16 protein-coding genes are annotated in these 19,734 nt (G+C 73.5%); 11 read left to right on the top strand and 5 right to left on the bottom strand.

Annotated features, from left to right (window positions below):
• Positions 1-4 precede the first annotated feature (4 nt).
• On the bottom strand, positions 5-703 hold the full coding sequence (locus ACIA8O_RS24005; RefSeq protein WP_396295987.1) for a TetR/AcrR family transcriptional regulator: 699 nt from the start codon (positions 701-703) through the stop codon (positions 5-7).
• A gap of 93 nt (positions 704-796) precedes the next feature.
• Here ACIA8O_RS24005 and ACIA8O_RS24010 point away from each other — a divergent pair, with 93 nt between their 5' ends.
• The 9 genes from ACIA8O_RS24010 to ACIA8O_RS24050 all read left to right on the top strand — a co-directional run bounded on the left by ACIA8O_RS24010 (position 797) and on the right by ACIA8O_RS24050 (position 13,468).
• The gene (locus ACIA8O_RS24010; RefSeq protein ID WP_396295988.1) at positions 797-1,978 is read left to right on the top strand and encodes an FAD-dependent monooxygenase; all 1,182 of its coding nucleotides are present in this window, start codon (positions 797-799) and stop codon (positions 1,976-1,978) included.
• A gap of 286 nt (positions 1,979-2,264) precedes the next feature.
• The gene (locus ACIA8O_RS24015) at positions 2,265-2,777 is read left to right on the top strand and encodes a DUF1269 domain-containing protein (RefSeq protein ID WP_396295989.1); all 513 of its coding nucleotides are present in this window, start codon (positions 2,265-2,267) and stop codon (positions 2,775-2,777) included.
• 43 nt (positions 2,778-2,820) lie between these two features.
• Positions 2,821-4,197 (top strand): FtsW/RodA/SpoVE family cell cycle protein, encoded by a 1,377-nt coding sequence (locus ACIA8O_RS24020; protein WP_396295990.1) that lies wholly within the window; start codon positions 2,821-2,823, stop codon positions 4,195-4,197.
• A gap of 56 nt (positions 4,198-4,253) precedes the next feature.
• Complete coding sequence (locus tag ACIA8O_RS24025; protein ID WP_396296149.1) at positions 4,254-5,717, top strand: penicillin-binding transpeptidase domain-containing protein; 1,464 nt, start codon at positions 4,254-4,256, stop codon at positions 5,715-5,717.
• Between the two features lie 168 nt (positions 5,718-5,885).
• Positions 5,886-7,172 (top strand): glycosyltransferase 87 family protein, encoded by a 1,287-nt coding sequence (locus ACIA8O_RS24030; protein ID WP_396295991.1) that lies wholly within the window; start codon positions 5,886-5,888, stop codon positions 7,170-7,172.
• A 1-nt stretch (position 7,173) separates the two neighbouring features.
• On the top strand, positions 7,174-8,787 hold the full coding sequence (locus tag ACIA8O_RS24035; protein WP_396295992.1) for a DUF2079 domain-containing protein: 1,614 nt from the start codon (positions 7,174-7,176) through the stop codon (positions 8,785-8,787).
• Between the two features lie 259 nt (positions 8,788-9,046).
• Positions 9,047-10,510: an amino acid permease gene (locus tag ACIA8O_RS24040; protein ID WP_396296150.1), complete on the top strand. Its 1,464-nt coding sequence runs from the start codon at positions 9,047-9,049 to the stop codon at positions 10,508-10,510.
• Between the two features lie 83 nt (positions 10,511-10,593).
• Positions 10,594-11,907 (top strand): glycosyltransferase 87 family protein, encoded by a 1,314-nt coding sequence (locus ACIA8O_RS24045; RefSeq protein ID WP_396295993.1) that lies wholly within the window; start codon positions 10,594-10,596, stop codon positions 11,905-11,907.
• A 49-nt stretch (positions 11,908-11,956) separates the two neighbouring features.
• Entirely contained in the window at positions 11,957-13,468 is a 1,512-nt protein-coding gene (locus tag ACIA8O_RS24050; protein ID WP_396295994.1) for a N,N-dimethylformamidase beta subunit family domain-containing protein, read from the top strand.
• A gap of 7 nt (positions 13,469-13,475) precedes the next feature.
• Here the strand turns inward: ACIA8O_RS24050 and ACIA8O_RS24055 are convergent, their stop codons facing one another.
• From ACIA8O_RS24055 to ACIA8O_RS24070, 4 genes are all read right to left on the bottom strand, one after another.
• The gene (locus ACIA8O_RS24055) at positions 13,476-15,143 is read right to left on the bottom strand and encodes a penicillin-binding transpeptidase domain-containing protein (protein ID WP_396295995.1); all 1,668 of its coding nucleotides are present in this window, start codon (positions 15,141-15,143) and stop codon (positions 13,476-13,478) included.
• Positions 15,144-15,262: 119 nt separating this feature from the next.
• A complete protein-coding gene (locus tag ACIA8O_RS24060; RefSeq protein ID WP_396295996.1) occupies positions 15,263-17,095 on the bottom strand; it encodes a dolichyl-phosphate-mannose--protein mannosyltransferase in 1,833 nt (610 codons plus the stop codon).
• A 75-nt stretch (positions 17,096-17,170) separates the two neighbouring features.
• The gene (locus ACIA8O_RS24065; protein ID WP_396295997.1) at positions 17,171-17,605 is read right to left on the bottom strand and encodes a YdeI/OmpD-associated family protein; all 435 of its coding nucleotides are present in this window, start codon (positions 17,603-17,605) and stop codon (positions 17,171-17,173) included.
• A 42-nt stretch (positions 17,606-17,647) separates the two neighbouring features.
• The gene (locus ACIA8O_RS24070) at positions 17,648-18,061 is read right to left on the bottom strand and encodes a VOC family protein (RefSeq protein ID WP_396295998.1); all 414 of its coding nucleotides are present in this window, start codon (positions 18,059-18,061) and stop codon (positions 17,648-17,650) included.
• A 118-nt stretch (positions 18,062-18,179) separates the two neighbouring features.
• On the opposite strand from ACIA8O_RS24070, the gene rsmI reads away from it, so the two are divergent.
• Positions 18,180-19,028 (top strand): 16S rRNA (cytidine(1402)-2'-O)-methyltransferase, encoded by an 849-nt coding sequence (gene rsmI / locus ACIA8O_RS24075; RefSeq protein ID WP_396295999.1) that lies wholly within the window; start codon positions 18,180-18,182, stop codon positions 19,026-19,028.
• A 261-nt stretch (positions 19,029-19,289) separates the two neighbouring features.
• On the top strand, positions 19,290-19,700 hold the full coding sequence (locus tag ACIA8O_RS24080; protein WP_396296000.1) for a hypothetical protein: 411 nt from the start codon (positions 19,290-19,292) through the stop codon (positions 19,698-19,700).
• Positions 19,701-19,734 lie beyond the last annotated feature (34 nt).

Below are 19,734 nucleotides of genomic sequence, written 5' to 3' on the forward strand. Positions count from 1 at the left end.
CGCGTCAGCGCCCGTCGATGAGCACCGCGAGCCCGTCCAGGAAGCGCTCCAGCCCGAAGTCCAGCGCCGCGTCCCGCTGCTCCGGCCGGACCGAGGCCATCGCGGCGGCGGAGGCCGGGAACCGCTCCCGGTGCCCCTCGACCAGGGAGCCCACGGCGGCGGCCAGCCGGGCCTCGGGGGACTCGCCGTCGGCGGCCCGGGTCTGCTGCGCCAGCGAACGGACGTGCCCGGCCAGCACCGCGACGGTGTCCAGCCGCTCGGCGCCGGTCAGCGGGGTGCCGTCCAGGGCGGCCACCGCCCGCTCCATCCAGCCGAGTTCGGCCGGGCCGAGCACCCGGGGGCCGAGGGTGGCCTCCAGCAGCCAGGGGTGCGCGGCGAAGACCTCCGCCAGGCCGTGCGTCCAGGCGGTGAGCGCGGCCCGCCAGCCGGGGGAGCCGCCCTCGGGGGGTGCGCCGATCGCCAGCTCGGCCATCAGCGCGACCAGTTCGGCCTTGCCCGGCACGTACCGGTAGAGCGCCATCTTGGTGTAGTCGAGCGCCCCGGCGACGCGCTGCATGGAGACGGCCGCCAGCCCGTCGGCGTCGGCGATCGCGATGCCCGCGCGGGCGATCTGCTCCAGGCTGAGCGCCGCCTTCGGGCCCCGGGTGGCCGTGGGCGGCGGGCCCCAGAGCAGCCGTGCGGCCGGGTCGAGTTCCTCGCCCACTCCGAGCTCCCTTGCGTCCGCGGCGAAACTGCGTCTACCGTACACGGTATTCACAGTGTCCGCCGGACACAGTTTCGCGGAGGGGGGTCCGCCATGGGCGGGAACGTGTTGGTCTCGGGTGCCGGGATCGCGGGTACGGCGCTGGCGCACTGGCTCGGCCGGTACGGGTACGAGGTGACGGTGGTCGAAGCCGCCCCCGCCCTGCGGGAGGGCGGCCAGGCGGTCGACTTCCGGGGCGAGGCGCACCTGACGGTGCTGGAGCGCACCGGCGTGCTGGAGCGGCTGCGCGCGCTGGACACCGGCGGCCGGGCCGGCCGCTACGTGGACCGGACGGGGCGTCAGCGGCTCGCGCTGCCCGCCGAGTTCACCGGCGGCGAGGTGGAGGTGCACCGGGGCGACCTGGTCCGGGTGCTGTACGAGGCCGGCCTCCCGCACACCGAGTACCTCTTCGGGGACTCGGTGACGGGCCTGACCGAGACGGCGGAGGGCGTGCGGGTGACCTTCCGGACCGCCGCCCCGCGCACCTTCGACCTGGTGGTCGGCGCCGACGGGCTGCACTCCACCGTCCGCCGGATCGCCTTCGGACCGGAGGAGCGCTACGTCACCCACCTCGGCCACTACGCCGCCACCTGGAAGCTGCCCAACCACCTCGGCCTCGGCCGCGAGACCGTCGGCCTCAACGCCCCCGGCGTGCTCGCCCAACTCGGCGGCGGCCACCCCGACCCGGAGGTTGCCGACGCCTTCGTGGTCTTCGCCGCCCCGCGGCTCGCGTACGACCGCCGCGACCTCGGGCAGCAGAAGGCGCTGATCGCCGAGCGGCTGGCCGGGCTGGGGTGGGAGACGCCCGCGATGCTCGCCTCGCTGCGCGGCGCCGAGGAGCTCTACCTCGACTCGATCAGCCGGGCCGACGTCCCGCGGTGGGCGGCGGGGCGGACGGTCCTGCTCGGCGACGCGGCCTGCGGCGCCACCATCGGCGGCATGGGCACCGGCACCGCGGTGGTCGCCGCCTACGTCCTGGCCGGCGAACTCGCCCGCCACGACGGCGACCACACCGCCGCGTACGCCGCCTACGAGCGGCTGCTCCGCCCGTACGCCGAACGCTGCCAGAAGGGCGGCGACCGCTGCGGCAGGTTCCTCGCCCCGGGCCGGATCGGCGGGTGGCTGCGGGACGCGATGCTCAACCGCCCCCGGGTCATGGCCTGGATGCTGGCGGAGGGTCAGAAGGCCGCCGCGATGGACCTCCCCGACTACCCGGCCGCCCTCGCCCACCGCTGACCCGACCGCGGCGGAGCCGTGCCCGGCCGACGGCGGAGTCGGGTGGGATGGGACGGCTGCGCAGCGGCCCGGGTGGACGAGCCGTGGAGCCGGGCGCGGTGGTCCAGCCGCAGGCTTCCGCCCGGTGGCCGCCCCGCGCGGTGCGCTCCGGTCCCGTCCGCTCGCGGCCCCGCCGGAGGCGGTTGCCCGGAGGCTAAATCCGGACACACCCTCACCAAGGCCAATAAATATGGCTAATCCCGGTTAGGGTGCGCGGAGAAGCCCGTCGAGTTGGAAGGACCTCCCCGTGAGCAACCTGTTCGCGATCGCCTACCCCGACCTCGCCACCGCCGAGCAGGTCCGCGCCGAGGCGGTCGGCCTGCAGAAGCAGAAGCTGATCGAGCTGGAGGACGCCGTCGTCGTCGAGCGGCGCCAGGACGGGAAGATCAAGCTGCACCAGGCCGTCTCCACCACCGGCGCGGGCGCCGCCTCGGGTGCGCTCTGGGGCGGCGTGATCGGCCTGCTCTTCTTCATGCCGTTCCTCGGGGCGGCCGTCGGCGGCGCCACCGGTGCGGCGGTCGGCGCCTCCACCGACGTGGGGGTGGACGACAACTTCATGCGGCAGGTCGGCGAGCACCTCCAGCCGGGCAGTGCCGCCGTCTTCCTGCTGGTCCGCAAGGCCACCGCCGACAAGGTGGTGCCGGCGCTGGCCCGGTACGGCGGCCAGATCATCCAGACCTCGCTGAGCGCCGAGGCGGAGGCCGAGCTGCGGGCCACCGTCGAGGCGTCGCGTGCCGCCGCCCCGGCGGGCTCCGCCTGACGCGTCCTCACCCGGCAGGCCCCACCCACTCGACAGGAGGTCCGTGCCCCCGCCCGCCGCCGCCGGCGCGCCGCCTCCGCGGCCGGCCACCCGCCGCAACACCGAGCTCGCCCTGGTCCTGGGCGCCGTGCTGATCGCCGTCCTCGGCTACGTCGAGGTCGGCGTCAACATCGACGGCTCGGTGCCCTCCGGCGCGGCCGGCTACGGGGCCGCGCTCGGCGTGCTGGCACTGCTCGCGCACGGGGTGATCCGGTGGAAGGCCCCGTACGCGGACCCGCTGCTGCTGCCGATCGCGATCCTGCTGAACGGGATCGGACTGGTCGTCATCTACCGCTTGGACCGGGCCACCCCGAAGAGCGAGGCGGCCCCGACCCAGCTGCTCTGGTCCACCCTCGGGGTGGCGCTGTTCATCGCCGTGGTGGTGCTGCTGCGCGACCACCGGCTGCTGCGGCGGTACGCCTACCTGGGCGCGCTGGTGGCGCTGGTGCTGCTGATCCTGCCGATCTTCTTCCCGCCGGTGTACGGCTCGCGGATCTGGATCACCATCGGCCCGCTCTCCTTCCAGCCGGGGGAGTTCGCCAAGATCCTGCTGGCGGTCTTCTTCGCCGCCTACCTGGCGGTGCACCGGGACGCGCTGGCGCTGACCGGCAAGAGGCTGTGGAAGTTCCAGTTCCCGCGCGGCCGGGACCTCGGCCCGGTGCTGCTGATCTGGGCGGCCTTCGTCGGGGTGCTGGTGCTGGAGACCGACCTCGGCACCTCGCTCCTCTTCTTCGGCCTCTTCGTGGTGATGCTGTACGTGGCCACCGCCCGCAGCGGCTGGATCGCCATCGGCCTCTTCCTGGCGGCGGTCGGCGCGGCGGCGGTGGGCTGGCTCTCGCCGCACGTGCACAGCCGGGTGACGGCCTGGCTGGACCCGCTGGGCTCGATCGCGGCGGGGGAGGGGGCGAACCAGATCGCCCAGTCGCTGTTCGCCTTCGCCTGGGGCGGGGTGCTCGGCACCGGCCTCGGCGAGGGCCACTCGATCCTGATCGGCTTCGCCGCCAAGTCCGACTTCATCCTGGCCACCATCGGCGAGGAGCTGGGCCTGGCCGGGCTGATCGCGGTCTTCCTGCTGTACGCGCTGCTGATCTCGCGGGGCTTCCGCACCGGCATCGCGCTGCGCGACCCGTTCGGCCGGCTGCTGGCGATCGGCCTGGCCGCGATCGTCGGGCTGCAGCTGTTCGTGGTGGCCGGCGGAGTGCTCGGGCTGATCCCGCTGACCGGCATGACGCTGCCCTTCATCGCCCAGGGCGGCTCCTCGGTGGTGACCAACTGGATCATCGTGGCGCTGCTGGTCCGGATGAGCGACCAGGCCCGCCGACCCGCCCCGGAGACCGCCACCGCTCCGGAGACCGTCCCCGCCGCGGAGGCCCAGGAGTGAAGCCGAGACGCCGTCAGGGCGCCACCTCCACCGGCGGCCCGCAGGGACTGCCGGGCATCTCCACCACCGGCCGCCGGGCGGGCACCTTCTGCCTGCTGCTGATCCTGGCGCTGATCGGCCAGGCCAGCTACGTCCAGGTCTTCGAGGCCGAGGAGCTGGACGACAACCCGGCCAACCAGCGCGAGACCATCCAGCGCTACGCCCAGCCGCGCGGCAACATCCTGGTCGGCGGCGAGCCGGTCACCGGCTCGGCGGAGACCGGCGGCTGGTACGCGTACAAGCGCACCTACACCGACGGTCCGGCGTACGCGGCCGTCACCGGGTACTCCTCGCAGACCTACGGCAACACCCAGATCGAGGGCGTGGACGACGAACTGCTCTCCGGCACCGACCCCCGGCTGGCGAGCTGGGCGCTCTGGGACGAGATCGCCCGCAAGCAGAACCCCGGCGGCGACGTCCACACCACCCTCAGCAGGGCCGCCCAGCAGGCGGCGCTGAAGGGGCTCGGCGGGCAGACCGGGGCGGTCGCCGCGATCGAGCCGGCCACCGGGCGGATCCTCGCGCTGGCCTCGACCCCGTCCTACGACCCGGGCAGCTTCGCCGGCTCCTCCACCGCCGACCAGGACGCCTGGAACAGGCTCCAGGCCGACGAGAACCAGCCGATGCTCAACCGGGCGCTCCGTCAGATCTACCCGCCCGGCTCGACGTTCAAGGTGGTCACCGCGGCGGCCGCGCTGGCCAACGGCGTGGTCACCGACATCAACGCCCCGACCGGCGCCCCGTACCCCTTCGTCATGCCGGGCACCACCACGGAGCTGGTCAACGACACCACCGCCTGCGACTCGCCGGGCCAGTCGCTGGACCGGGCCATGGTGCTCTCCTGCAACTCCGTGATGGGCTGGCTCGGCACCCAGGTCGGCCTGGAGAAGATGACCGCCATGGCCGAGTCCTTCGGCTTCAACGACGCCAAGCTGGACATCCCGGTGCGCGCCGCCCGGTCCAACGTCGACACGGAGATGAACGCCTCGCAGGTCGCGCTCTCCTCCATCGGCCAGTACGACACCGCCGCCACCCCGCTGGTGATGGCGATGGTCGCCGCCGGGGTCGCCAACAACGGCACGGTGATGCACCCTCAGCTGGTCGACCGGCTGGCCAAGTCCGACGGCACCTCCGTCCAGGTGATGGAGCCCGCCGTCTACCGGCAGGCGCTCACCCCGCAGGTGGCCGGCCAGGTGCGGCAGCTGATGACCGACGTGGTGGAGAACGGCACCGGCCGCAACGCCCGGATCCCCGGTGCCACCGTCGGCGGCAAGACCGGCACCGCCCAGCAGGGCGTGGACAACTCGGGCGTCCCGTACGCCTGGTTCATCTCCTGGGCGAGGCCCGCCGGCTCCTCGGCGGTGCCCCCGGTGGCGGTCGCGGTGGTCATCGCCGACAGCGCCGCGACCGACGTGACCGGCGGCGGACTGGCCGCGCCGATCGCACGGTCCGTCATGCAGGCGGTGCTGAACGGTGGCTGAGACGCTCTCATCAACCGGTGACAGAGCTGTGACAGCCGGTGTGGCGGGAGTCACCTCCCGTCTCAGGAGGCTCCGTTAGGGTGATTCGGTTCTTTCCGCTCCAAGGGGGACCTTCCATGCCGTCGCGCGCCAGAACCAGTCGTATCCACCCGAGGGCTGCGGGGCAGCGTGGCTGAACGGGGCGCGGTCGAGCGGGGCGCGCGGGCGGCCGGACGGGGGGCCCGGTTCTCGACCGGCTCCGCGCTCTGTGCGGCGGTGGTGCTGCTCTCGGCCTTCGCCGTGGTGCGGCACCTGCACGGGTTCAGCATGGTGGACATGCTGGTCTACCGGGCCGAGGGCGAGGCCGTCGCCGACGGGCGGGACCTGTACGCGATGCGGCTGCCGGGCTGGGACCTGGCGGCGACCTACCCGCCGTTCGCGGCGATGCTCTTCGTGCCGGCCGGCTGGTTCGACGTCTCGCTGCTGCGGGTGCTGGTCACCCTGGCCAACGTCGGACTGCTGGCCCTGCTGGTGCACCTCTCCTTCAAGCTGGTCGGCTGGCCCCGCCGGGTGGACCGCCCGGCCGCGCTGCTGCTGGCCACCGGCGCCGGGGTCTTCCTGGAGCCCGTCTACACCACCTTCCAGTACGGGCAGATCAACCTGCTGGTGGCCTGCCTGGTGCTCTGGGACCTCACCCGGGTCGACGGCCACCGCCTCAAGGGCCTCGGCATCGGCCTGGCCATGGGCATCAAGCTCACCCCCGGCGTCTTCGCGGTCTACCTGCTGCTGACCGGACGGATCAGGGCCGCCCTGGTCTCCGGCGGGGTCTTCGCCTCCACCGTGCTGCTCGGCGGCGCGGTGCTGCCCGGCGACTCCTACGGCTTCTGGACCGAACACCTCTGGGACTCCCGCCGGGTGGGTGTCACCGAGCTGGTGGACAACCAGTCGGTGCGCGGCATGGTCGCCCGTCTGCTCTCCACCAACCAGCCCGGCCTCACCGGCCTGGCCGCCGGCGCGCTGACCGCGCTGGCCGGCTTCGCCGTCGCCGTGCTGGCCGCCCGCTCCACCCGGGTGCTGCGCCGGGCCGAGGCCTGGGGCGTGGTCTCGGTCGCGCTGACCGGCGTGCTGATCTCGCCGATCAGCTGGAGCCACCACTGGGTCTGGTGCGTCCCGCTGCTGGTGCTGCTCGGCGCCGAGGCGGCCCAGGAGTCGGCCCGGGCACTGCCCTGGCGGGCCCGCCGCTGGGGGTGGGTGCTCGGTGCCACCGCCCTGGTCTTCTTCTCGCATACCCTGTGGGTCGTGCCCAAACGCAGCGGTCTCGGCATCGAGCCCTGGTGGCAACTGCCGGCCTCGCCCTACCCGCTGCTCGGCCTCGCCGTGCTCGGCGTCACGGCGGTCCGCCTGCACCGCCGCCTGCGCCGGCCCGCCGGGCCGTCGGCCACCCCCGCCGTACCCGTGCTGACCGAGCAGAGCTGACGTGACCTCACCCGCCGTGCGCCCCGCGCCGACCGCCGTCCGACCGACCGATGCGCCCGCCGCCACCGCGTGGTGGCGGGACGCCCGGTACCGGGGGCCGGCCACCACGCTCGGCGGCTTCCTGGTGCTGCTGGCGATCGGCCTCCAGCAGTGGAGCTCGGTCCAGCTCGGCGGTTTCGACCTCGGCATCTTCGACCAGGGGGTGCGCGGCTACGCCCACTTCGGGCTCCCGGTCTCCTCCCTGAAGACCTACCACCACGAGTTCCCGCCCGGCTTCTCGCTGCTGGGCGACCACTTCTCCCCGGTGCTGGCGCTGCTCGCCCCGCTCTACTGGATCTGGGACGACCCGCGCTCGCTGATCCTCGGTCAGGCCCTGCTGTTCGCCGCCGGGGTGCCACTGGCCCGCCGGATCGCCGCCCACGCCTTCGCCGCCGCCGACCCGCGCACCGCCCGCCGGGCGGCGGACCTCACCGGGCTGGTCTACGTCCTGGGCTGGCCGCTGCTGGTGGCCGCCCGCGGCGGCTTCCACGAGGTGGCCTTCGCGGCCCCGCTCACCCTGCTGATGTTCGAGCGCGGCCAGGCCCGCCGGTACGGCGGGGTGCTGGTGGCGGCGGTGCTGCTCTGCTGCACCAAGGAGGACCTCGGCCTGGTAGTCGGCGCGTACGGGCTGGTGCTGGCGCTGCGCGCCCGCCGCGGCGGCGACCGGCGCGGGCTGCTCACCGGCCTCGGCCTGCTGGTGGCCGGCCCGGTCGCGGCCGCCGTCACGGTCGGCTGGCTGATCCCGGCCATGGGCGGCGAGCCCGGCTACTACTGGAACTACGCCGCCCTCGGCACCGACGGCGGCGACGCCCTGCGCAACGTGCTGGGCGATCCGCTGCTCCTGGTGAGGGCCGCCCTCGACGCCCCGCTCAAGCCGCTGCTGCTGCTCTGGCTGCTCGTCACCACCCTGGCCCTGCCGCTGCGCTCGGCCACCGCGCTCTGCGCGGTGCCGCTGCTGGCCGAGCGGATCCTCTCCTCCAACCCCAACCACTGGTCGGTCGCCCGGCACTACGACGTCTTCCTCTGGCCGGTGCTGGTCACCGCCGCCGTCGAGGTGCTCGGCCGGCTCTGCGCCGACGGCGCCCCGAGGGCCCGGACGTACCGGCGGATCGGGGCGGCGGCGGCCGGGCTCTCGCTGGCGCTGGCCCTGCCCTTCGGGGTGGCCAAGTTGGCGCTGCCGGCGGCCTGGCAGGCCAAGCCCAGCGAGGCGGCGCTGCTGCGCGGCGCCGCGCTGATCCCGGACGGGGCGTCGGTGGAGGCGGACAACCAGGTCGCGCCCCGGCTCACCGCGCGGACCGACGTGGTGCTGGTGGACGGCACCCCGCGCGGCCGGGAGTACGTGCTGATGCGCTCCGACAAGCGGGCCTTCCCGTTCGCCGCCGACACCGAGCAGGCGGCCCGGATCCGGCTGCTGGAGGCCAACGGCTACCAGCGGATCTGGTCCGAGGGCGGTGCGGTGCTGCTGCACCGGACGGGCGCCTCGCCGGTGCCGGGGGAGTCGGTGCCGGGGCCGGACAGCCGGCCGGTGCAGGACGTGGTGCCCTCCGACGTGGGGCACAACCTGTTCCGCGGCTGACGTCACGTCAGGCTGCGGAGAGCTCCGAACGGGCGAGTCCGCCGCGTGCGATGTGTCCGGTTTGTCGGACGGTATGTGACGATCCGTACAAGGCGGACCCCACCTCGCACCGTTTGCGTGACTGGTGCGCTTCCGGGGTACTGTCCCATCTTTGTTCGGTTGGTCCGGATTGCCGCCCCCACAGCGGTCCCCACAGCGGTCCGGAGCAGCCACCTAGGACACCCTCCCCCGCCTAGAAGGAACCACCGCCTTGAGCAGCATGGGCACCGACCTGTTCCGCAAGAAGCCGGTCTCGACACTGATCGCCGAGAGCGGCGCCGCCGACGCACCGCCGCCGGGCGCACCGGAGGAGGGCGGCCGGTCGGGCATCCACCTGAAGCGCTCGATCGGGCTCTGGCAGCTCTCCTCGATCGGCATCGGGGCCACCGTCGGCACCGGCATCTTCTTCGTGCTCAGCAGCGCGGTGCCCGAGGCCGGTCCGGCCGTGGTGCTCTCCTTCCTGATCGCCGCCGTCACGGCCGGCCTCACCGCGCTCTGCTACGCGGAGATGGCCTCGGCGATCCCGGTCTCCGGCTCCTCGTACTCCTACGCGTACGCCACCCTGGGCGAGGTGGTCGCCTTCGGCGTCGGCGTCTGCCTGCTGCTGGAGTACGGCGTCTCGGCCTCGGCCATCGCGGTCAGCTGGGGCGAGTACCTGAACAAGTTCTTCGACCTGGCCTTCGGCTTCACCATCCCGGAGTGGATGGCGGCCCCGCCCGGTGGCGGCGGGTTCTTCAACCTGCCGGCCGTGATCCTGGTGGCCATGGTGGTCTTCCTGCTGATCCGCGGCGTCAGCGAGTCGGCGAAGGTGAACGCCACCATGGTGGCCATCAAGATCGCCATCCTGGTGCTCTTCATCGCGATCGGCCTGACCGGCTTCCAGTCGGGCAACCTGACCCCGTTCATGCCGCTCGGCATCGCGGGCGTGGGCACCGCCGCCTCCAGCATCTTCTTCTCCTTCATCGGCCTGGACGCGGTGTCCACCGCCGGCGAGGAGGTCAAGAACCCGCGCAGGACCCTTCCGTTGGCGATCATCATCTCGCTGGTGGTGGTGACCCTGCTCTACATCGGCGTGGCGGTCACCGCCGTCGGCGCCCAGCCCTGGCAGCAGTTCGAGGGCCAGGAGGCCGGGCTCGCGCAGATCCTCCAGGACGTCACCGGGCAGACCTGGCCCGCCATGATGTTCGCGGTCGGCGCGGTCATCTCGATCTTCTCGATCACCCTCGTGGTGATCTACGGCCAGACCCGCATCCTGTACTCCATGGGCCGCGACGGCATGCTGCCGAAGAAGTTCGCCGAGCTCTCCCCGCGCTCCGGCACCCCGGTCTGGAACACCCTGGTGGTCGGCGCCGCCGTCTCCGTGCTGGCCGCCTTCGTGCCGCTGGACATCCTCACCGACCTCACCAGCCTGGGCACCCTGGTCGCCTTCTCGGTGGTCTCGGTCGGCGTGATCATCCTGCGCCGCACCCAGCCCGACCTGCCGCGCGGCTTCAAGGTGCCGGGCTACCCGGTGGTGCCGGTGCTCAGCGTCGGCTTCTGCGTCTACCTGATCGTCGAGCTGCACCCGCTGACGTACCTCTTCTTCGGCATCGCCCTGGCGCTCGCCGCGGTCGTCTACTTCGGCTACAGCGTCAAGCACTCCAAGCTGAACCGCCCCGCCGAGGAGCTCACCGAGGCGGGCTGACCTCCACACCCGCCCGCAGAGATCCACCAAACCGTTGTCCCTTCCCCTACGGAAGGGCACAACCGACCCCCTAACCTTCCTGCATGGCCACCACCCGATCCCCAGAGGTACCCGAGCAGGCGGTCTGCGCCCTGCCCGAGGCGGGACGGTCCGCGCTGGCCGGCGGCCGGATCCCCGTCCAGCGGACGGCCGGGGCCGCCCGGCTGCGGCTGGCCCGGCGCCGCTGGGTCCAGGTCGCCGGCTGCCTGGTGGCGGCGGGCTGGGCGGCGGCGTTCCCGCTCGTCTCCGACCTGCCGAACCAGGTCTTCTGGGGCTCCGTCGCCGCCCCCGCCTACGCGCTGGCCGCGCTGCTCTGCCTGACCGTGCCGGGCCGGCGCGGCGCCAGGGCGGCGGCGGCCGTCGCGGTGCTGGGGGCGGTCCTGGTGCCGCTGGTCCTGCTGGTGCTGACCGGCCGTCACCAGTCCGAGGTGATGGTGGTGGAGCGCTCGGCCAGGCTGCTGCTGGAGACCGGCAGCCCGTACCTGCCGCACCCGGCGGTGGTCACCGACTACGACCCGTACCTCCCGGCGATGGCCCTGTTCGGCCTGCCGCGGGCCCTGCTCGGCACCGGGAACCCGGTCGCCGTCCTGCTCGGCGACGCCCGGATCTGGTTCGCCGTCACCTTCCTGGTCTGCCTGCTGGCCTGCCGCCGGCTGCTCCGCCCGCGCCAGGACGGCGCCGCCCTGCTGCCGCTGGTCACCCTGACCGCCTCCCCGCTGATCGCGCTGGCGCTGGCCGTCGGCGGGGTGGACCTGCCGCTGATCGGGGTCTGCTGCCTGGCCATGGCCCTGGCCGCCCGGGGGCGGGCCGTCCCCGCCGGGCTGGTGCTGGCGCTGGCCTGCACCCTGAAGTGGACCGCCTGGCCCGCCCTCCCGGTGGCCGCCCTGCTGCTCTGGCGGCTGTACGGGCGGCGCCCGGCGGCCCGGGCCACCCTCACCGCGCTGGGCGCGGGGGCGGCGGTGGTGCTGCCGTACCTGCTGACGGTCCCCCGGGTGCTCCAGGAACAGGTGGTCCGCTTCCCGCTCGGCCTGACCGGCATCCGGACCCCGGCCGGCAGCCCGCTGCCCGGCAAGATCCTGGCCGGCTTCGGCCCGACCGGGCACACCATCTCGCTCTCGATGCTCTGCCTCGGCGCCTTCGGCGTCGCGGTCTGGCTGGTCGCCTACCCGCCGACCTCGGCGGTGCACGCCTGCGACGTGCTGGCGGTCGGCCTCACGGTGGCCTTCACGCTGGCCCCGGCCGGACGCTTCGGGTACCTGGCGCTCCCCGCGGTGCTGATGGTCTGGCCCCGGCTGGCCGCGGTGCCGCGCCGCAGACCCGACCGGCTGACCACCATCCTGACGGGCGTTCAGCTCTGACCCCGTGTGTCGGCACCGGCCGGGCCGCCCGGCACGGGACGATACGGACATGTCGTACCCGACCGGACGCCGCCACTTCCTCGGACTGGCCGCCGCCGCGGTCGGCCTGACGGCCTGCGGGCAGGCCGCCGGCTCCCCGGCCCCCGAACCCACCCCCACCCCCGCGCCCTCACCGACGCCCACCCAGGACGAGAACTCCCGCCCCGGGAACGCCGACTGGGCGATCACCGACCCCGGCCCGCGCGAGGCCGTCCAGGGCTACGCCGACCGGGTCAGCGTGCTCCCCGGCGAGTCCTTCGGCCTGCACGTCTCCACCACCGCCCCCGGCTTCACCGTCTCCGCCTACCGCGCGGGCTGGTACGGCGGCGCCCGGGCCCGGCTGGTCTGGCGTTCCGAGCGCCTGCCCGGCACCCTCCAGCCGGCCGCCACCACCGACCCGCGCACCCGCACCGTCCGGGCCCCCTGGCAGCGCACCACCACGGTGGACACCACCAGCTGGCCCGAGGGCAGTTACCTGCTCCGGCTGGACGCCGACACCGGCCACCGGTACGTCCCGCTCACCGTCCGCTCCCGCTCCACCGCCGGACGGACCGTCGTGGTCAACGCGGTGGCCACCTGGCAGGCCTACAACGAGTGGGGCGGCCACAGCCTCTACAACGGCCCGACCGGCGGCTACGCCACCCGCGCCCTGGAGGTCTGCTTCGACCGGCCGTACCACTACGACGACGGCGCCGGGCTGTTCCTGGTCTACGAGGCCCCGCTGATCGCCCTGGCCGAACGGCTCGGCATCCCGCTCGCCTACACCACCGGCCCCGACCTGGCCCGCTCCCCGGAGCTGCTGCGCGGCGCCACCGCCCTGCTCTCCCCCGGCCACGACGAGTACTGGTCCGACGAACAGCGCCGGCACGTCACCGCCGCCCGCGACGCCGGGACCAACCTCGCCTTCCTCGGCGCCAACTGCTGCTACCGCCGGGTCCGTTACGAACCCTCGCCGCTGGGCGAGGACCGCACCGTGGTCTGCTGGAAGAGCGACTACCGGGACGACCCGGGCTTCCGCGCCGGAAAGCCCGCCACCTGCGACTTCCGGGACGGCCCGGGCGCCGACCCGGAGAGCGCGCTGCTCGGGGTGATCTACGACGGCTACCCGGTGGACGCCCCGTACGTGGTCGGCAACCCGGGGCACTGGCTGCTGGAGGGCACCGGCGCGAAGGAGGGCGACTCCTTCCCGCACCTGGTCGGGGTCGAGTACGACCGGGTCGTGCCCGGCCGGCCGGTGCCCGGGCCGGTCGAGCTGGTCTCGCGCTCCCCGGTGGTCTGCGAGGGCCGCCGCTCGTACGCCGACTCCGCCTACTGCACCGTGCCGAGCGGGGCCGCCGTCTTCGCCACCGGCACCATGCGCTGGGTCGAGGCGCTGGACGCCAACGGCCCGGGCGGAGGCAGGGCCGACCACGGCATGGACCACCGGGCCGGCGCCTTCACCCGCCGGGTCACCGAGAACCTGCTGCGGGCCTTCGCGGCCGGCCCGGCGGGCCCCGCACACCCGGTGCGGAGCCCGCTCTGAGGGTGCGTCAGCCGTTGTTGCCCAGCTTGAGCACGGCCGCGGCCGCCGGACCGGCCGCCGCCGCGCCGTGGCCGCCGCCGCCGACCTCGGCGGCCACCGCGAGGTTGCCGCGGTAGGCGGTGAACCAGCTGTTGTCGTCCTTCTGGCCGTCCACCTGGGCGGTGCCGGTCTTGGCACCGGCGTTGGCGGTGATGCCGCGCATCACGTCCGCGGCGGTGCCCTGGGTGGCCGTCAGGTTCATCATCTGGCGCAGCCCGTTCAGGGTGGCCGGGGAGAGGGTCCTGGCGGCGGTCTGCTGCTCGTAGCCCGGGACCAGGATCGGCTGCTTGAAGGTGCCGTTCTGGACGGTGGCGGAGACCGAGGCCATGGTCAGGGCGTTCATGGTGATCTTGCCCTGGCCGATCATCTGGGCGGCCCGCTCGGTGGCGCCGTTCGGCACCGGGGCGCTGGCCGGGGCGAGCGGGAGGCCGGTCTTCCAGGTCGGGCCGATGCCGAAGGCGTCCCGGGCCAGGTTCTCCATGTCGCCGTTCTTCAGGACCTCCTGGCCCTTCTTGATCATGGCGGTGTTGCAGGACTGGGCGAAGTCCTGGGAGAGCTTGTAGTCCGAGCGGTCGCCGGTGAAGTCGTTCTTGAAGGTCCGGCCGGAGACGTTGAGGGTCTCCGGGCAGGCCACCACGTCGTCCGGCTTCACGCCGGCCTCCAGGAAGGCGGCCACCGAGACCACCTTCATGGTCGAGCCGGGGGCGATGGCGGCCAGGAAGGCGCGGTTCTGGCCGGTGGCCGGAGCATTGGCGATGGCCAGGATGTTGCCGGTGGTGGGCTCGATCGCGACCAGCGAGGCGGGCAGCTTGCCGCCGTCGGAGGCGGCCTGCACGGCCTTCTCGGCCTCGGCCTGGAGGGTCGCGTCCAGGGTCACCTTGGCGGGCGGTCCCGGCTTCGGCTCGGTGATGGTGAACAGCGTCTCCTGGGAGCCGTTCGCCTTGGTGACCACCACGCCGCTGCCGGCGTCCCCCGGATTCACCTCGGCCGGCTTGATGGTGGCGAGCAGGCCGTTCAGGGTGGGCGAGTTCAGCTTCCTGCCCTTGCGGTCCACCACGCCGGTGACCTTGGCGGTGATCGGCTTGACGTCCGGGAGCTCACCGGGCTTGAGCTTCGGGTTGAGCACGCTGGACGCCCACTGCACGGCCGCCTTGCCGTCGCTCATCTTCACCAGGTTGAGCCGGCCCTCGTAGGTCCAGGCGGTGGCCGTCCCGGCGAACTCCACCTTGGCCTTGAAGGTCAGCGGCACGCTGTTCGGGTCGGCCGCGGCCGAGGGGGAGCCGGAGGGGGCCGACGGGGCCGGGGAGGCCGAGGACGCCGCCGCCGGGGCGCCGCCCGGGGTCAGGGTGATCGCGCTCGGCTTCAGGCGGTCCTGGAAGGTGCGCAGTTCGGAGTTGGCGGTGTCCGGCTTGTCGGTGAGCTTCCCGGCGGCCTCGTAGTCGCCCTTGGCCCAGGCCTCCAGGAAGGCCTTCGCCCCGGTCGCGGCCAGATCGGCCGCCGGGGCCTCGGCCACCACGGTGCGCGTCTTGGGCTCGGCGGACACGTTGCCGTCGGAGAGCGAGCCGTAGATGTTGTACGCGCCCAGCCCGGCCACGCCGAGCATGCCCGCGCCGACGACGCCGATCCCTATCTTCACGCCCGTGTTCATGGTGCTGTTCCCCCGATGGTCATGGCAGGTCCAGCCCACCATAAGCGGAGGTCAACCGTGCGTGAGCGATCGACCGGGGGGTTGTTGCAGAGCTGGTACGGAGCCGGTCAGATCCAGCTGTTGAACCACATCCGGCTGCGCCAGTCCTCCATCGGGATGGTGCGGCCGCTGAAGATCGGCAGGAAGTAGGCGAAGTTCCACATCACCAGCAGCACGACCACCCCGGCCGCCGTGCCCCCGATCAGCCGCCGGTCCCGGCTCGCGGTGGCCGGCCCGATCAGCGCGCCGAGCATCATGGTCACCGCCAGCACCAGGAACGGGACGAAGACCACCGCGTAGAACAGGAAGATCGTCCGCTCCTGGTACATGAACCAGGGCAGGTAGCCGGCCGCCAGGCCGCACAGGATCGCGCCCGCCCGCCAGTCCCGCCGGGCCACCCAGCGGTACAGGCAGTAGAGCACCGCGACGATCCCGGTCCACCAGAGCAGCGGCGTGCCGATGCCGAGCACCTCGGTGGCGCACTCGCTGACCTGGCAGCCCGACTGGCCCATCTTCGGGGACTCGTAGAAGAACGAGACCGGGCGGCCCACCAGCAGCCAGCTCCACGGGTTCGACTGGTAGGTGTGCGGGCTGGTCAGGCCGACGTGGAAGTCGTACATGGTCGCGTGGTAGTGCCAGAGGCTGCGCAGCGACTCCGGCACCCAGCTCATGTCGAACTGGAACGGCATCCTCACGCCGAGCACGGCGTCCGGCGAGAGGCCCGCGCGGTGCGCCGCCCAGTCCCGCCCGTAGCCGTGGTCGGACAGGAACCAGCCGGTCCAGGAGGCGACGTAGACCGCGGTGGCGACGACGGGCAGCACGACCGCGGCGAACGCGGCGTCCCAGAGGGCGAAGGCCAGCGGCTCCCGGGAGCCGGCCAGCTTGCGCGCGCCGTGGTCCCAGCAGAGGCCGAGCACGAAGAAGGCCACCGCGATGTAGAGGCCGCTCCACTTGGTCGCCGTGGTCAGCCCGATGCAGACCCAGGCCGCGAGCCGGTACGGCCGGGCCCCGACGAACCACCAGCCGGCGGGCGCCGTGCCCCCCTCGATCCGACGGGCGATCAGACCCCGGGTGCGGTCCCGGTCCAGCAGCAGGAAGCCGAAGGCCGCCAGGCACCAGAACATCACCACCAGGTCGAGCAGCGCCGACCGGCTCATCACGAAGTGCAGCCCGTCCACCGCGAGCAGCAGCCCGGCCACGCAGCCCAGCAGCGTGGAGCGGAACAGCCGCCGCGCGATCCGGGCGATCATCAGCACCGAGAGGGTGCCGAGCACCGCCACCACGAACCGCCAGCCGAAGGGGTTCATCCCGAACAGCTGCTCGCCCAGCCCGATCATCCACTTCCCGACCGGCGGATGGACGATGTACGACGGGTCCTCGCGGAACGGGATGGACTGCTGCGGCGCCATGATCTTGCCGTTGGCGTCGTCCGGCCAGCTGGTCTCGTAGCCGACCCGCCAGAGCGAGTAGGCGTCCTTGGCGTAGTAGGTCTCGTCGAAGATCAACGAGCGCGGACCGCTCAGCCCGGAGAACCGCAGCACCCCGGCGAAGGCCGCGACCGCGAGCGGGCCCAGCCAGCCGGCCCAGCGGCAGAGCCAGGACCAGAGCGCGTCCGGCAGCCGCAGGCCGAGCGAGAGCAGCACGGGGGAGGGCGCCACCCGACGGGGTGTCACCTTCGGGCCGTCCGGCATCGGCGGCACCAGCCGCTCGGCCACCGGGGCCGGCTCCGCCGCCCGGTGTCCGAGCCGTTCCAGCGCCCGGCGCCAGCCCGACGTGCCCTCTTCGCCGTCCCGGGGCCCCGGTACCGCCACCGCCTCGTCCAGCAGCGCAACCGCGCCCGCCTCCGAGTGGTCTACGCCAACCGGTCCCTCGGGACCCTTCTCGCCGCTCACCCGCCACATCGTAGGGGCGCCCCCCACCAAGACAATGGCCCGCCGCAAAGCTGCCCGATTCGTCACCAAATAAAGGGGCGGCCCTCAGCCGCGCAGGATGGCGACGGCCTTCTCGATCCGACCCCGCCGGGTCTCGGGCTTCTTGGCGCCCTCGACCGCCCGGACGTGCTCGCGCTTGCGGCTGTCGGTGAGCAGCTCGTACGCGGCGCGGGCCGTCGGCTCGGCGTCCAGGGCCGCGGCGAAGTCGTCCGGCAGCTCGACCGTCCGGGGCTCGGTGTCGAGTGCGAGCTCCACCTCGACCTCCTCGCCGATCTCCACGCCCGCGGCCCGCCGGTTGGCGTTGCTGAGCCCGAGCAGGTGGCGCCCGCGCAGGACGGCCACCCGGCTGCGCCAGGAGTGCCCCTCGACCGTGATGACCACCGGCGGCCGGGCACCCCCGCCGAGCGCCGCCACCACCTCGGGCGGCACCTCCAGCCCGCGCATCGGCTCGGGCGGCTCGACCTGGGTACGGAACTTCACGGTCTTCCTCCTGGTGTCGGGTGGGTCCTGCGGTCCGGCTTCTTACTCGGCGTACGGCTGGTCGGAGCCCTGGGCGCTGTAGCCCAGGCTCCAGACGTAGCCCTCCGGGTCGGCGAAGGTGCCGCCGTAGCCGCCCCAGGGCAGCGCGCCGGCCGGCTTCAGGACGGTGGCGCCGGCCTTCGCGGCCTCGGCCATGACCTCGTCGACCCGGGCCTCGCTGCGCACCACGTAGGTCAGCACCAGCCCGCTGAAGCCGCTGCCCTCCGCCTCGGTGCCGACCAGACCGGCCAGGCCCTCGCGGCCGTAGAAGCCGACCGGCGAGGCGCCGTCCGACTCGAAGAACACCGAGATGCCGTAGTCGTTCTGGATCTTCCAGCCGAGGCCCTCGGTGTAGAACTCCTTGGCCCGGTCCAGGTCGCGGACACCGAGCAGGATCGAGCTGACGTGAGCCTTCATGGGGTTTCTCCTTGGTGGGGGCCGGTGTTGCTTGCCGTGGTCATCACGCTACGGGCCGGGCACCCGCCGGTGCTTCTCCATTCCTGACCGCTCTCCCCGGGTCTGGGAGGATGGGCGGGTGACTGGCGTACTGGTGCTTGCAGGGACCCCCATCGGCGACGTGGCGGACGCTCCGCCCCGGCTGCTGACCGAGCTCGGCTCGGCCGACGTGATCGCCGCCGAGGACACCCGGCGGCTGCGCCGGCTGACCCAGGCGCTCGGCGTGGAGCCCACCGGACGGGTGGTGTCGTACTTCGAGGGCAACGAGGTCGGCCGCACGCCCGAACTGGTCGAGGCGCTCAAGGGCGGCGCCCGGGTGCTGCTGGTCACGGACGCCGGGATGCCCTCGGTCTCCGACCCCGGCTACCGCCTGGTGGACGCGGCGGTGGCGGCCGGCATCAAGGTCACCGCGGTGCCCGGCCCCTCGGCCGTGCTGACCGCGCTGGCCCTCTCCGGCCTGCCGGTGGACCGCTTCACCTTCGAGGGCTTCCTGCCCCGCAAGAACGGCGACCGGGCCCGCACCCTGGCCGAGCTCAAGGCCGAGCCCCGCACCATGGTCTTCTTCGAGGCCCCGCACCGGATCGCCGAGGCACTGGCCGCGATGGCCGAGGCACTCGGCGCCGACCGCCCGGCGGCGGTCTGCCGCGAGCTCACCAAGACCTACGAAGAGGTCAAGCGCGGCCCGCTGGCCGAGCTGGCCGCCTGGGCCGCGGACGGCGTCAAGGGCGAGATCACCGTGGTGGTGGCGGGCGCCCCGCCGGCCCCGCCGCAGGAGCACACCCCGGCCGAGCTGGCCCGGCTGGTGGCCCTCCGGGAGGAGGCCGCCGGGGAGCGCCGCAAGGAGGCCATCGCCTCGGTGGCGGCCGAGCTGGGGCTGCCCAAGCGGGAGGTCTTCGACGCCGTGGTGGCCGCCAAGCACGCCGGTTGAACGGCGCCCGCGGCGAGCGCCGGGGGGCGCGCGAAAGGCGCGCAAACGACGGCTGAGCAGGGAGGTTCACGAGCGCGTACCTTGGAGGGAGCACTGAGTAAAGCCAAGCCTCGTTGAAGCTTTCACCCGCTTGTCGTACAAGGCTCCCCAATTCGGCACCAAGGTTCGGCAAGCCGGTTGGCGGAGCGCGAGCCCCGGGCATTCCCTGGGATGGAAAGACCCGAGCCGGGCGAGCGACCCGGCGGGCGCTGGGAGACGGCCATGAGCGACACGATCGGCACCCCGACCACCACCCCGGCCAGCGCGCTGTCCAGCAAGCACGTCCCCGTGGAGGTCGTCCACGAGGCGTACTCCTTCGCCTGCCTCAGCTGCGGCTACGGCTGGGAGCAGGGGTACCGGATCGAGCACCACACCGCGCGCGACGGCTCGACCCTGATCGAGTACCACGCCAACGGGGTCCGGGTCCCGTCCCCGCTGCTCAAGCCCACCTGCCCCGGCTGCGGCGGCCACACCGTCCGGATCATGCGCGAGGGCCGGGTGGCCACCGCCGAGCACAACTGGCACTCCTCGCCCGGCTACGCCTCCCACGCCGAACCCGAGCGCACCGTGACCAGGCTCCCGCACCGCTCCTTCCGCACCTGGCTGCGCTCCCTCTTCGGCCGCGCCGCCTGAGCCTTCCGCCGCTGTCCCCCTTCCGGAACCACCC

Source organism: Kitasatospora sp. NPDC051853 (assembly GCF_044452665.1).
Lineage (GTDB): Bacteria > Actinomycetota > Actinomycetes > Streptomycetales > Streptomycetaceae > Kitasatospora.